General features: G+C 33.9%; 12 protein-coding genes and 1 pseudogene. 9 read left to right on the top strand and 4 right to left on the bottom strand.

Translation table 11 applies throughout. The features are described 5' to 3' along the window. Positions 1–316: 316 nt before the first annotated feature. From SPB_RS11640 to SPB_RS05060, 3 genes are all read right to left on the bottom strand, one after another. Positions 317–394 carry a putative holin-like toxin gene (locus tag SPB_RS11640; RefSeq protein ID WP_219565302.1) on the bottom strand — a complete coding sequence of 26 codons (78 nt, stop codon included), beginning with the start codon at positions 392–394 and terminating at the stop codon, positions 317–319. 189 nt (positions 395–583) lie between these two features. Then, positions 584–916: a hypothetical protein gene (locus SPB_RS05065; protein ID WP_003104287.1), complete on the bottom strand. Its 333-nt coding sequence runs from the start codon at positions 914–916 to the stop codon at positions 584–586. Positions 917–929: 13 nt separating this feature from the next. Then, positions 930–1,346 carry a YqxI family protein gene (locus SPB_RS05060; RefSeq protein ID WP_003105025.1) on the bottom strand — a complete coding sequence of 139 codons (417 nt, stop codon included), beginning with the start codon at positions 1,344–1,346 and terminating at the stop codon, positions 930–932. A gap of 278 nt (positions 1,347–1,624) precedes the next feature. Here SPB_RS05060 and SPB_RS05055 point away from each other — a divergent pair, with 278 nt between their 5' ends. The 7 genes and pseudogenes from SPB_RS05055 (at position 1,625) to SPB_RS05035 (ending at position 7,484) form a co-directional block, all read left to right on the top strand. Further along, positions 1,625–4,360: a GBS Bsp-like repeat-containing protein gene (locus tag SPB_RS05055; protein WP_003102479.1), complete on the top strand. Its 2,736-nt coding sequence runs from the start codon at positions 1,625–1,627 to the stop codon at positions 4,358–4,360. 503 nt (positions 4,361–4,863) lie between these two features. Further along, complete coding sequence (locus tag SPB_RS05050; RefSeq protein WP_003103453.1) at positions 4,864–5,154, top strand: DUF1310 family protein; 291 nt, start codon at positions 4,864–4,866, stop codon at positions 5,152–5,154. 41 nt (positions 5,155–5,195) lie between these two features. Beyond that, on the top strand, positions 5,196–5,822 hold the full coding sequence (locus SPB_RS11500; protein WP_254655068.1) for an Mbeg1-like protein: 627 nt from the start codon (positions 5,196–5,198) through the stop codon (positions 5,820–5,822). A gap of 61 nt (positions 5,823–5,883) precedes the next feature. Next, positions 5,884–6,387, top strand: a complete 504-nt coding sequence (locus SPB_RS11495) for a hypothetical protein (protein WP_003104474.1) — start codon at positions 5,884–5,886, stop codon at positions 6,385–6,387. Between the two features lie 16 nt (positions 6,388–6,403). Then, positions 6,404–6,796, top strand: a complete 393-nt coding sequence (locus tag SPB_RS05040) for a hypothetical protein (RefSeq protein ID WP_003104106.1) — start codon at positions 6,404–6,406, stop codon at positions 6,794–6,796. 13 nt (positions 6,797–6,809) lie between these two features. Next, positions 6,810–7,089 (top strand): annotated as a pseudogene (locus tag SPB_RS11635) (hypothetical protein). Positions 7,090–7,133: 44 nt separating this feature from the next. Continuing rightward, on the top strand, positions 7,134–7,484 hold the full coding sequence (locus SPB_RS05035; protein WP_003105763.1) for a hypothetical protein: 351 nt from the start codon (positions 7,134–7,136) through the stop codon (positions 7,482–7,484). Between the two features lie 11 nt (positions 7,485–7,495). Here SPB_RS05035 and SPB_RS05030 read toward each other — a convergent pair whose 3' ends face one another. Then, positions 7,496–8,350 (bottom strand): HNH endonuclease, encoded by an 855-nt coding sequence (locus SPB_RS05030; RefSeq protein ID WP_003102407.1) that lies wholly within the window; start codon positions 8,348–8,350, stop codon positions 7,496–7,498. Positions 8,351–8,898: 548 nt separating this feature from the next. Here SPB_RS05030 and hupY point away from each other — a divergent pair. Further along, a complete protein-coding gene (gene hupY, locus SPB_RS05025; protein ID WP_003104327.1) occupies positions 8,899–12,243 on the top strand; it encodes a leucine-rich repeat adhesin HupY/LrrG in 3,345 nt (1,114 codons plus the stop codon). Between the two features lie 402 nt (positions 12,244–12,645). Then, a complete protein-coding gene (locus tag SPB_RS05020) occupies positions 12,646–13,608 on the top strand; it encodes a Gfo/Idh/MocA family protein (RefSeq protein ID WP_003104631.1) in 963 nt (320 codons plus the stop codon). Positions 13,609–13,728 lie beyond the last annotated feature (120 nt).

Raw genomic sequence — 13,728 nt, 5'->3', positions numbered from 1 at the left:
AAAGCCGTTCATTGAATTAGACAATTCATAATTTTACAGGTTTAGTATATAATAGAGTCTTATCCCCAAATTTTCACTCTAAGGGTTAAGGCTCTTTTTGTTGTAGTTCAAAATTTTATCTGGGGTTGAAAAAAGTGATTTGTTTTATAGTAATCATTCTGTTGACATTTTGTTAGCTTATTGTACAATAAATAAAAAAGGGAACTACTTTTGGTAGTTCCCTGGAGGACCGTTTTAAAGACGGGACGGATAAAAAGAAGCAGTAAGAACCGCAACTCAACACCGGTCAAAGTAGAAGAGGGCGGTTTTTACTGACTTATTTTCTTTTTGAAACTATGGTCAATAAAAGAATGCCAAAGTTAATCATAAGCATTAATGCTTGAAAAACTGACATGACGAAACCTTTCTATGGACAGTAAATGCATAGGCATCACCTCCTAAAATAGATTTCCGTCCCGCCTTCGATACTTTCCTACATTTATTTATTCGTAAGTTAGATTGATACTTCCATCTAAAACGAGGTCAAAAATTTATATAACTAAAAAGACTTGAACTAAATTCGGTTCAAGTCTTTTTTCTTGTTTTAATCAATAATTTGAAGTTGCTGGCATTTTAAGTCAATGAGTTTCTGGACTAGTTGGTCAGACATGATCCAATCTTTTTGGAATGTTACTTGAAATTCATTGAACATCCACTTTTGGATTTCTTGGATAGCGAAAGTTTGAATAGTTCTATTATTCAATGTAACGAACTTATTGATTATCTGTTCCTCTTCTGGTTGCACGCGATACTTAATTAAAGTTAGCTCATAGGTCTCAATTTTATACTTGGAACTAATATCATCAAGAGCCGTCATCATCCAAGAAAGTTCTGTCATAATTTCTTCTTTAAAATTGTCATTAATTAAACCAGCCATAAAATCTTACTCCTTATAATAACCACTCAAGAGCCATCCGTATCCAAATAGCAGCTTGTCTTCCAACAACATGTGTTAACTGATCTTGAACTGTTTGCCATACTAAAGTATCATATTGTAATAATCTATTCAATACAGGGGTTGCTTTAGCAAAATTTTTTTGAACGACTTTAGCAGCATCACACCCAATTGTTTGGGATGCAACCCTTATTAGGTCATCACTATGGCGTATGGCCCAACGAATTGATTTCTTAACTGCAACAGTTGGTACACTTTTCATCTCAATACGATTTGGATGTGTTAACAGATTCACTTCATTATTTATGGGAAGAATACATTTTCCACTTGCTTGAACTATAGAACAGTTAAGATTTAAAGAACTTATTAATAAACAACAAAGTAGTAAATAATGTGATAATGCTTTTTTCATAGTTACCTCCTTTCTATATTTAGTGCCTCTACATTTATTTATTCGTAAGTTAGATTGATATTTCTATCACTATTGAAATCAAAAATTTAAGAAAATAAAAAGACTTGAACATTCCCTTGTTCAAGTCTTTTTAGCGTTATCAGCTTTTTTAACGTAATAATATAAGATAATAGGGACTTTTATATAACTTTAAAAGGTGTATAATAAAAGTGAAATACTTGGCAAATAGTTGTATTTTGGAGAATTTAATTTAGGATATCAATGAGGAGGCATAACTATTGAAAAAAAAGATGTATAAGTCCAAGAAAAATTGGGTTGTTGCTAGTGTTGTTGGGCTGAGTTTCTTGGGTGGAAATTTAGTTAAGGCAGAGGATGTTCCAACAAATGAAGCGACAAATGAAATTGTCGTCATTCAGCAAACTGCTGATCCTACAGATAATAGTCAGGAAACAGTTTCACCGACTCCGGCAGAAACTGTTAATCAAGAAATGACTGTTAGTGGCGATCAAACTACTCCAGTCCAACCAGTTACTACTGAGAGTGATAAGGAAGTAGTTGTTAATGGAGTTTCTGATGAGGTTGTGGAGACACCTCTTCAAACAGAAAATGAAACTCTTGCACCTGTCGTTCAAGATAATAAAATGGAAACTGTACCAGTCGTAACTGAAGTGCAAGCTAAGGATACTGCAACTACATCATTAGCTGCAGTGGCGGCAAGTACCACCCTTCCTCTAACAAGTGCAAATGTTATGGATGGTAAAATTCATATTAAATATAACCATCCCTTAAATCCTGGTGAGAAAATAAAATTTGCTGTTTGGTCTGATGTTAACAAACAAGATGATTTAATTTGGTATAATGCAGATGCTAATGCTTCATTAATTGTAGACTTAGCTAAACATAGAGACTATGGAATTTATCATATCCATACTTATAATCAGTATCAAGGCTTAAATGCATTGAAAATAACTATTCCAAAACCAGAAATTCTAACAGAAATTATTAAACAATCTGCAACTTCATATGATATTATGATCCGTAATGTTCCTAACAATATCAGTTTTGTCAAAGTTCCCGTTTGGTCTAAACTGAATAATCAAGATGATTTGATTTGGTATACAGCAACTAAAACAGATACTACAACTTATAAAGTAAATGTTCAACTTTCAAAACATCAGAATAATACTGGAGAATACAGTGCCCATATTTATGGTTTTGATAAATATTTGAATAAATTAATCGGGCTATCTTCAAGTGCAGGCTTCAGTGTTGCAACACCACAAAATGCAACAGTTACTATTGTTAATTATGACCAAAACAATCCGACCTTTGAAGTGATTGTAAGTGGTACAAAAGACACTAAGATGATTTCTTCTGTTAGTGTAGCAGTATGGTCAGAAGACAAAGATCAAGATGATTTAGTTTGGTATAAACCAACCATTGCTAATAATCAGGCTAAGGTTACTATTGATATCAAAAATCATTCTAACTTAAGTGATAACTATTTAGTTCATGTTTATACGAATTATACTGATGGCAGTAAAGTAGGGACAAATTTAGGTTCTTACAAGATTGAGAATAATCAACCAGTTATTAACAAAATACATGCTAATTTGACAACAAGTGGCATTGCCATAGCTCTTGAATCAAATACTGTAGCTACAAATGCGCAAATCAAATATGCAGTTTGGTCTGACGCCAACAAGCAAGACGATTTAAAATGGTATACTGCGGATGCGTCCGGAAGAGTTCTTGCTAATTATGAGAACCACAAAGATTTTGGTCTTTACAATATCCATGCATATCAGCTGCGCGATGGGAAAATGATTGGTTTAACGACTGCAACAATTACCATTCCTAGTCCCCATGTCAGTGCAACGATTCAACAAAAGTCGCCTTCTACATATCAAGTTTCCATTACTAATGTGCCACTTTACATCAGCGAGGTTTTAGTTCCAACTTGGTCTAAGTTGAATGACCAGGATGATATCCTTTGGGGCAAGGCAATTAAAGATGCTGTTGGTAATTATACGGCACTAATTGATTTACGTGATCATCAATTTGACTTGGGTGAATATGCTGTGCATGTTTATGGTAAAAGTAGAATTGGTAAGCAAACAATCGGTCTTACCAGCCAAGGCTTTGTTGTCGATGCGCAGTCAAATATTCCTAAAAATACCATTCAACAATCAGTAAATTACATTGTTTTAAATCATGTTCCTAGTAAAGGAGTGGTCGATTTTGTCTTCAGTCAAAAAGCTAGCGATAAGGCCATTCGAACTGTTAAACTGGATGTTTGGTCTCAAGAAAATAAATCAAACCTCTCTACTTACAATGCCAGCAGTATAATCAATGGAAATCTCAGCCTATCTGTTAATCAAATTAATCACCGTGGCGTAAAAGGGAATTACTATGTTAATGCCTTGGTAACTTTTGCAGACGGAACTGTTGAAAATAAAGCTTTAGGTAATTATATTTTAAATGCCAGTTATGATATCCCATATTATAACCAGAAAGATCCAAGATGGGGTAATAAAACTTATGGTTACTATACAATGGGTGCATCTGGATGTGTTCCTACTAGTCTTGCCATGATCTTTTCTTCACTTTCAGGTAAAGCAGTTTTACCACCACAAGTTGCAGATTTCCTTTATTACAGCACCAACGACTTTAATAAATCAGAGATTGGAACAACTACAACAGGTTTACTAAAGGCTGTTAGCCACTTTGGTTACCAATCTACTAACCTCATTACACAAACAGATTTGATATCAGCTCTAAAAGCAGGTTTCCATGTTGCAGGAGCTATTCAATATAATAAATTTGTCGGAAATGGAAGTCATGAAATGGTTTATAAAGGTTACCAAAATGGGAACACCTATGTCTATGATCCATATACACAAAGATATTGTGGTTGGTATCCAGTAGCAAATCTATGGAATGAACGATCAACATTTAAATCAGATAACCTTGGTGTCAGTGCACCATTCTTCAAGATAACTAATTATATTTAATATAAAGAAAGCCAATCTCTAGGATTGGCTTTTTGAATTGGTTCTGTGAAAAATATCAGACTGTATTTAGTCACATAGCTGTTAAGGAAGTCGCTTTTTACTTATCCTTTTCGATTTTTTTTATCTTCATTTTTATCAAAATGTAAGAAATAATGAAAGTGAATACTGAGAGGAGGATAGTACCTTCTATGTCATAAAATGGCTGGCGCAATGTCGCCCAGAACCATAAAAGTCTACTTAAAAATATGATCAAAAATTGCATATTTTCATATGAATTTTTTCTGCTTAACTTCATTGAAAACTATAAATGTTAAAGGAAAGAAAAGGAGTAATAATTTGTTAATTTGTAGTATACTATAAATAAATTAGAACAGAAATTTTTATAAAATATAATAAAGGTGTTGAAATGAAGAAAAAGTATTGGATATTAATAATATTATTAATAACAGTTTTTGGAGGAATGGGATTTATGATTTTTTAAACTACACACAGAAAAAGAAAAAATGATTGCAATAGCTCACAGTGTAGAAGCTAAAAAAGTATATGATATAAAGATTGAGTATGAAAATAAGGAAGCATCAGCCAATAAAATTAATGACTTTAGAATAAAAAAATATTCTATTGATGATAAAAGCTTAGATTATAATCCAATGGGGGGATTAATGATAAGCTTAATAATTAATGATAATAGTGATTTAACTATTGATTTTAATTTGATTGATAATGGAGATGGGACATATCATTCCGCATATTTTGCACTATCTGAAGATCTTTCTAAAATGTTGGGATATTAAAATGAAACATTTTATTGATGACGATAAATTTGCAAACAGCAATGACAGAATATAATAAAGCTGCTCACCCAGGAAAGGTTTTTCAAGATCAAAATAATAGAAAAATAGGTGTTGTCTCACAAGTTTATGATAATACAACTTTTTCTGGCGAACAGGTTTATGCTGTGGTTGACGATAGATCTATTCCAGGAGAAGATGTAAAAGAAGTAACAGTTCTTTTTAAGGGCTCTACAAGCCCAACGGATTTTTTAAAAGATCCAGTGGATGTTGTAAATGATTGGCTTTTTAATGATTTACCTATGGCAAAAAATATATTCTTCATGAATGATAGTGGAAATCCTTTTTATAATAAAGCTGCATCACCTCAACTAAAAGCATCATCGAGAGAGTTGAATGCAATAATGGAAACATATCCGAATGCCAAAATAAAACTAAGTGGTCATTCATTAGGAGGTATGAATGCTCAATATGCTGTTTCAAATATCAAAGATAAGAAAGCTTTAAAAAGAATCAATTCTGTTCATATTTATAATTCTCCAGATATTTATCCTACACTAACTAAAGAACAGAATAAAACAGCATATTCAATAAAAAGTAAAATTATTGTATATGCTGATCCGAAAGACTCTATCAGTATGGTAGGACGTAAGGGAAAAAGCTGGAAGTGATGATTCGGTTGGGAATGTTTATTATACTGACAGTAAAGACATTGGTGTTATTGATCAACATATGACTTATGGTTATAAGTTAGAAAATGGACAAATTAAGGTCATTGATACTGATTTACCATTAGAAGTAAAAAATCCTCGAAAAGCCATGGGAGCTTTCTATAAGGACAAGAAAAAATTTCAAAAATCCGGTAAAGGCCTAAATTCGCATGAAAAAATCTTCCTAGATGCTGAACAAGCTACTGTGATTTCTAGTGGATTAGTTTCAACAGCACAGACTGCTTATGATGAAATAAAATCTTCAGCGGATGAAGCAAATGAAGAAGCTGAGGCATTATTTAATACGACTTTAGAAATGCCGTTTGGTAAAACAGAGTTAACAGAAGCAGAATTGGCTGATGCATATGAAGTAGGTGATGTTACAAAAGAAAGTATTGTTACCAAAACTGCGGAATACTTTAAAGAAAAAGTCAGTCATGCAGGAGACCAAGTGACTGCTTATACAAATTTAAAGAATGATATTGAAAAAGGTATTGCGTCAATGCTTGAAAAGATAGTGAATTAGTTGAAGATTTTAAAGAATGGGAAAGTTAGAAGAGTTAGAACAAGCTTTATCATCTAAACATCTGGAATTGGAAAAACTAGAAGACAACTATCATCGTCAAGCTCATGACATTTCAGAACAGTTTTTTGAACTGGATTCAAAGCGGACGGAATTGGAAAACTTGTTTCAAGAGTCTTATGAAGCTACAAGTTATACCTTACGAAAAGATTACATAGTAGATGAAGATTCTTTTAGGTCATTAAATCAAATCATAGAGTCCTTTCAAACGGAATTAGATGATGGTTATAATCAAGTACATCAAAATTTGATTGAATTGGAAGATCAAACTAGTCGTGATTATCAGAAAAAACGTAATCAACTAGAACAAAAAATAAATGCTCTTCAAAGAGAAAGACGTCATTTAGAATGATAGGAGTATATGAATGAGTGTAGTTATGGATTTTCTTTTAAGAAAAGAAGACATGAAAGCAGAAAAAAAGAATTGGATAAATTATTAGTCATCACTGTCCATGCTCTTCGTAAAAAAGTAAACGAAGAGCTATAGTTTCTACTTATGACATAGAAATTGAAGAAACAGCAACCACTGCCAAAGCTGCTATTACAGCAATTTCTGGACAAATTGATACTGCTATCAAAGGAAAGTTTAGAACCAAAGTTGAAACAGTCCTTGAGAATAACAGTACGAAATATGATGATTTGTAATATTCTAACAATAACATTGAATTGGAAATTAAGTTTCAAAAGAGATGAGTTCAAGATTTAAAGCACACTATGCAGCATATATTGAAGAAGATTATGAAAAAGCTATAACTGAAATTGATAGAGTTATTTCAATAAATCCAACAATACAATATACAAGGTTTGTGAAGTTTGATATATCTGAAAAATTTGGAGATATAAAAAATATGAAGTCAATTATTCAATTCTTCGAAGAATCGGAATTGAGGTCTAAATATCATAATAATTATATATATATGAAATCTTTACTAATTAAAAGAGAAGATAGTGTTAAGGAAGCAAAAAAATATTTCAAAAACAATATAAAAAATTATACTGAACAAGCAAAAGAGAGATTTATTAATAGATTAGAAAAATAATTTTAATTATTTTATCCTAGTCTATTTTCAACTATTTTTGTCAATTTTTCCTTATCTTCATTTAATTCTAGTTTATGAATTCTATAGTGACAATTTGGACATATTGCAATACTATTTTCAATTGTATCATGGCCGCCATTAGCTAGGTATTCAATATGGTGAACATGTAAAAAAGGCTCTCCATCAACTTCAAATGGTGCGGGTTGCTGACATAATTGGCAGATACCGTGCGCCAAAGACTTCACGTATTCCCTAATATAAGGGTTTCTATCATAAACTTGTGTACTTACTTTTCTAAAAATTGTATTTTGAGCATTCTCCTTACTATAAGAGAGTGCTTTTGTTAGTAATTCAGATTGACTGAAATTTTTGACAGTTTTACTTCTTTTTTTTATTTGTTTATCAATTTTAAATTCTTGTTCAATAATGTTTTCAATGGGTGGAGCATAAGTGGGATCAAGTAATTGTATTGGAAATTTAATTACTTTTCTTAAATAATTTTCACTATCAAATTCTTCATCGATATAAGCCGGTTCTACATATTTAACTTGTCCAGCAAAAGTCATTTCTTTTTCTTTAAAGACTTCAAATAAGAATATTTTAAGTTTAGGGTCATTATTCGATTCAGCTAATCTTTTATTTTGATTCTTAAATTTTTGATCTCCCGTTTGACCCATACCGGTGTAGTGTAAAACGTTATTAATCCATTTGTCTTTATATAGATTACTTTTTAGATTTTTTGAAATTAATACTAAAGTATGAGTTTTGCTAGAATACCTCATTCCTGACATTCTAGAATGCTTAAAAGCTTGTTCTAGATCTTCATTACTGTACACATGATTAACAACAAAATCATTTATTTCCATCTTATTTCTCCGATTAAATTATTAACTAAAGTATAAACAATTTAATGGTCATTTTCAAATTTTTGCTTTTCACCCTCGTCGCACCCTTTACGGGTGCGTGAATTGAAATTATTTGGGAATAAAAGACATGGTATTTTTTGCATGTCGCTCGCTTCTCGGGTGTGTGAACTCATTTTTTGGAATAATACAGGGAAGAAAAATAAGTCACAAAAATTTTCCCACACACCTTTCATATTATATACAGAAAATACTTCTAGTGCACTTGGGTCAAGTCAAAATAGAAGTGTTTTTTCTGACTAATGTGTAGTGTACTGCGCTTATTAGTGTTGTTTTTATTTTTTTTATCCATAAAAATTAACGTTGCTTAAAAAAATAATTAAGGTATTGTAATTTTATTTTTATTATGCTATTATTCAACAAGTGATATTAGGTTTTAGCTACAAGAGAGAATATTATTAATAACCTAAAAATAAATCAATAAGTATTAAGGCTCTAATTTGAATGCCTTTATTATAAATTAGTTAGTAACAGAAAGGAATATGGTGGTTATGAAAACTAAACCCATACTAATTACTTTGTCGCTCTTAACGGCGACAAGTCTTCTTTGTAGTCAGGAGGTCTATGCCAATGAGCTAGAATCCAAACCTGTCGTCCATAATAATCTGTCTTCAGACAATAACGATTGGTTTGAAGATGAAGGTGATGTTGTCGACAAACCAAGCATTGCGGATGATAAACCAATCAATGAAGAGGTTTCAGACTTGTTTGCCGAAGAACCAGCTCCGGCAAGTGAAGAAGGGGCAAAACCTGAAAAAGTCGTTTCTAGTAATCAGGAAAATCCTGAAGCATTAGAGGATGAGATAAGTGATCAAAATCAATCTAGTCCTACAGACGACAAGCCTTCAAAAGCTAGTCAGGAAGGACCGAAGGTGGAAAAAGAACTAGTTCGGGAGGAAAAACAGCCAACTTCAGAAAGTCCAGCCTTAGATTCTCAAAAAGAAAGTCTTTCCCCAAAAGCCCCTAAAAAGGCCCCGATAGTAAATGTGGAAGAAAAAGATATTCCATCTAGTCAGCCAATTAGTGGTTTAGAAATGAAACTTTTAGAAGATAAGCCGCAGGTCGAGCATAACTTAGCCCCAGAAGTTGAAGCAGTTGAGTCAATTTGGAAGCTCTCTGATTTTATCATTAAAGAACAGCAAATCATTGGTTTCACCAAGGAAGGTATCAAGAAGTTAGGGCAAACTGGTCATCTTGTCTTGCCTGATAAAGATGAAACTGGGAAACCAATTTTCAGAGTTGCCAGCTTTGCCTTTATCCCAAATAAAAAGACAGCTATTCCAGATTATATTAGTCGACCAGGAGAAAATGGCAAGGTTGATAATCTTGATGTTGACAAAAAACCAATTATCAATGAGGGAGAAGAATTTAGTTTCTATGCCCTAAAATCACTTACTATACCAGAAGGCTACCTCTCTATTGGTTCGGATGCTTTTACCGAGAATAAGAATTTAACAAGCATCAATTTGCCACAATCTTTAAAAACTATCTCAGACTATGCCTTTGCGCATAATAATTTGAGTCAGATTGTATTGCCTTCATCTCTTGAAAAGATTGGCGATAATGCTTTTTTTGATAACCGTCTCAGTAAGGAAATTGTTCTACCGGAAAGCTTAAAAGACTTAGGAGAACGCGCCTTTAAGTCAAATAGAATCACTAAACTTGTCTCAAAGAGTCCTTATCTCAAAGTGCTTAAGGAAGCTGTCTTTGAAGATAATTCAATATCCAATATCGCTATTGAGAGCCCGATAGAGAAGATAGAAGAAAATGCCTTTGCTGCAAATCCGGGTGATGCTCACTATGGAAACTTTGTGGTTATTAATTCATCAAAACCAGCAAAAGAGATTAAGGTCATTGATAAGCATGTGTATGTTAATCCTGGTAAGGACAAAGAAACAGCTTTGCCTGACCTTGATGTGTCGAAATGGTTGGTTGCTGATTTCACTTATGATGGAACCAGCCTTACAGGATTTTCAGATAGAGGGCTATTAAAAATTCGTCAAAATAAACGTTTAGAAATTCCTAAGTTCAACGCCAATGGAGAATCTGTCACATCCATTGCACCAAATGCTTTTAGAAATGTTGATTTTCAAAATAAGACATTAAGAAAATATGATATTGAAGAGCTCATCATCCCATCAACTATCAAAACTATTGGTGACTTTGCCTTCCAATCTAATAATCTGATTAGCTTTGAAGCTAGTGAAGATCTAGAAGTTATTGGGCAAGGTGCCTTTATGAATAATCAAATTGTTGATCTGGAGTTAAAGGATAGTCTAAAAATAATTGGAGACGCTGCTTTCCATATCAATCGAATCCATGCTATCGTCATTCCTGAAAATGTAGAAAAGATAGGTATTTCAGCCTTTCGTCAAAATGGAGCCCAACACCTACTCTTTTTAGGAAATGAACTAAGAGACTTAGGAGAAATGGCCTTTTTATCAAATGCCTTTTCAGACATTGACCTCAGTGATTTAGATAATCTGAAGGTGATACCTGTACAAGCATTTGCAGACAACCTTTTGAAAACAGTAGCTTTGCCACCACACTTGGAAGCTATCTCAGCTCAAGCTTTCAAGACTAATCACCTAAATGACTTGGTGGTTCCAAATAGCTTACAAAATATAGTCTTTAATGCTTTTGACCAAAATACTGGTCATCATAAATACAAAAAGGTTCTTATAGAGACAAAAGATAAGCTAGTTTCACCACTAGCAGATGGAGACTTTTTCGTCGTTAATCCAGATCTCCTTAGTGTGGATAAGACTCCAATAGCAGATCTGCTCAAAATGATTAAAGAACTTGACTTAGATCAGCTTCAAGAGACGACAAAGACCTACTATGTCGACTTAGCAAAAAGAGCTGAAAAGCTCTTAAATAATAGTGACTTGTCCCAAGGAGCACAGAACCAATTTGTCAACGAAGCAACCTTTTTTATGTCTCGAATTGATTTGGATAAGAGCTTAAAAGAAGCTATTTCAGTCCATAACAGTTATCCCCATTATAAAGATCCAGGTCTTTTGGAAGGCAAAATAGGAGAAGCTAAAGTAGCCTACACGAATAGTGCACTATCAGATCAAAGAATTATCCGTTTGATCAGAGAACTAGATTTTTTAAGTCATCTGGTTAAAAATGATGGTAAGTTAGATTCATTCAACATGGTAGAAGGCATTTATCATTTGGAATCTCCACTACCCATCCCAGATTATTTTATTGCAATTAATCTCTATTTCGACAAAAATGGTAAAATTGTCTTTGTCTTAGATAGAAGTGAGCAGGTGGGACAAAACCAATTTGATGACTATGGTAATCCAATTATGAATATCGATGAGGACAATGAAGGTTATCACAGCTTAGCTATTGCTACTTTGGCAGATTATGAAGGTCTAAGTATTCAAGATATTCTCCATAAAGAACTTTCACAATTACCACAAATCAGGCTGGTTGATAAGGCAGCCTTCCATAGGGAAGGGATATTCCTCGCCATCAAAGATGCTTGTCAAGATGCAATTAAAGTTCTAGATGATAATGCTGATGAACAGTCTCAAAAAAAGCAAGCATTGTCAGAGAATATAGAACCAAGTGCTAAACAGAAAAATCAAGACGTATTAGCTAGCGGCTATGTTCATAGTACAAGAATTGCTCAAAGTGATTTAGCTGACCATAATAGCCAAGAAAATCAAGCAAGTCAGGAAATGTCAAAACAGAGTTCGGTAAGCCTTCCGCAGACTGCCGATCAAGTGAGAAATCCATTTATGGCTTTAGGGCTCCTCTTCTTGAGTCTAGTCTTACTACCTTTGAAAATGATTAAAGTAGGTATTTTTGGTAGTAAGTAAAGTGATAGAACTAGAAGTATGCCCTGAGATTGTATTCGAGATTAGGGGTCAGTGGGTAACTTTCTGTTGCGCCCAATTTGCTGAAAAAGATAAGATAGCTTTTGAGATACTATTGCTTCTCATTTCATTATTGATATCATGTTATTTGTGATAATACTTACTGTCTCATTTTTTGTTTTATTTAATATTAGAATGGAGTGAGTCCATTCAAGATAGGCTAAAATTGTATCTCATAATTAAGCTTTTTGACCATAGTAAAACACTCCTGATTCTCTTTATTAGAATTAGGAGTGTTTTGCTATTCAAGCTTGGCTTGGATTTTTTTATCTCCTCCCAACCCCATCTCTGATTTTATTTCCTAATCATGCTATAATAAATCTATATGTGATAGAGGAGATTAGTATGGCGAAGATTAGGTATGGGATTGTGTCAACTGCTCAGGTCGCTCCACGTTTTATTGAGGGTGTCCGTTTGGCTGGTAATGGAGAAGTGGTGGCAGTGTCCAGCAGGTCTTTTGAGTCGGCTCAAGAGTTTGCAGAGCAACATGATATTCCTAATGCTTATGGCTCTTTGACTGGTCTTCTGGCCGATAAGGATGTTGACGTCGTCTATGTGCCTACTATCAACAAGGACCACTTTAATGTGGCTAAAAAAGCTCTTAAGGCTAACAAACATGTCTTGGTTGAAAAACCTTTCACTTTGAAATTTGATGAGGCGCGTGAGCTATTTGATATGGCTTACCGTAGGGACCTCTTCTTAATGGAGGCGCAGAAGTCGGTTTTCATTCCTTTAACTGATGTAATCAAAGAAACCCTTGAATCTGGTGAGATTGGAGATATCGTTTCGGTGTCATCCGTAACCTCTTATCCAAACATCGATCATATTTCTTGGTTCCGTGACCTGTCCGCCGGCGGTGGTGCTACTCACTTTATGGCCCCTTACGCGCTAGCTTACTTGCAGTACATCTTTGATTCATCCATTGAAAAAGCTGGTGGCATTGCGACCTTTCCTAAGAACCAAAGCGACAGCCAATCTAAGCTTATCTTACAGTTGAAGAATGGTGTCATTGCAGACATTTATCTCACGACAGACATTAAACGAAAACATAAAATGACCATCTATGGGACCAAAGGTTCGCTAGAGATTCCCAGCTTTTGGAAGTCGACGGCCGCTACGATCATTCATGAGGATGGCAGCCGCAAGCTGATTGAGGCGCCTATGGTCAGTGATTTTGCCTCTGAAGCCTTTCACGTCAGTCAGATGATCCAAGAAGGCGAGATCACAAGCCCAATCATGCGACCAGAAATGACTCTGATGGGCATCAAAATTATCGAAGACCTTTACAAAACATGGGGGAAATACTAAAAAAGCACTCTCGAGTGCTTTTTGTTGAATATTAATGTTTCCAGTTTAAAAAACTGAATAGTACATACTATTAGTGTCTTAGGACTGATTTATTGCTTCGACTACTTTCTACTTGAGAAA

Source organism: Streptococcus parauberis NCFD 2020, from assembly GCF_000187935.1.
Taxonomy (GTDB): domain Bacteria; phylum Bacillota; class Bacilli; order Lactobacillales; family Streptococcaceae; genus Streptococcus; species Streptococcus parauberis.
Note: the sequence above shows the minus strand (reverse complement) of the source record. Positions and strands in the feature narration are given on the sequence as shown.

Excerpts from the sequence above, each read along its gene's own strand:
- SPB_RS11640 (WP_219565302.1), bottom strand. The coding sequence starts at position 394 with ATGTCAGTTTTTCAAGCATTAATGCTTATGATTAACTTTGGCATTCTT.
- SPB_RS05065 (WP_003104287.1), bottom strand. The coding sequence starts at position 916 with ATGGCTGGTTTAATTAATGACAATTTTAAAGAAGAAATTATGACAGAA.
- SPB_RS05060 (WP_003105025.1), bottom strand. The coding sequence starts at position 1,346 with ATGAAAAAAGCATTATCACATTATTTACTACTTTGTTGTTTATTAATA.
- SPB_RS05050 (WP_003103453.1), top strand. The coding sequence starts at position 4,864 with ATGATTGCAATAGCTCACAGTGTAGAAGCTAAAAAAGTATATGATATA.
- SPB_RS11500 (WP_254655068.1), top strand. The coding sequence starts at position 5,196 with ATGACAGAATATAATAAAGCTGCTCACCCAGGAAAGGTTTTTCAAGAT.
- SPB_RS11495 (WP_003104474.1), top strand. The coding sequence starts at position 5,884 with ATGACTTATGGTTATAAGTTAGAAAATGGACAAATTAAGGTCATTGAT.
- SPB_RS05040 (WP_003104106.1), top strand. The coding sequence starts at position 6,404 with ATGGGAAAGTTAGAAGAGTTAGAACAAGCTTTATCATCTAAACATCTG.
- SPB_RS05035 (WP_003105763.1), top strand. The coding sequence starts at position 7,134 with ATGAGTTCAAGATTTAAAGCACACTATGCAGCATATATTGAAGAAGAT.
- SPB_RS05030 (WP_003102407.1), bottom strand. The coding sequence starts at position 8,350 with ATGGAAATAAATGATTTTGTTGTTAATCATGTGTACAGTAATGAAGAT.
- hupY (WP_003104327.1), top strand. The coding sequence starts at position 8,899 with ATGAAAACTAAACCCATACTAATTACTTTGTCGCTCTTAACGGCGACA.
- SPB_RS05020 (WP_003104631.1), top strand. The coding sequence starts at position 12,646 with ATGGCGAAGATTAGGTATGGGATTGTGTCAACTGCTCAGGTCGCTCCA.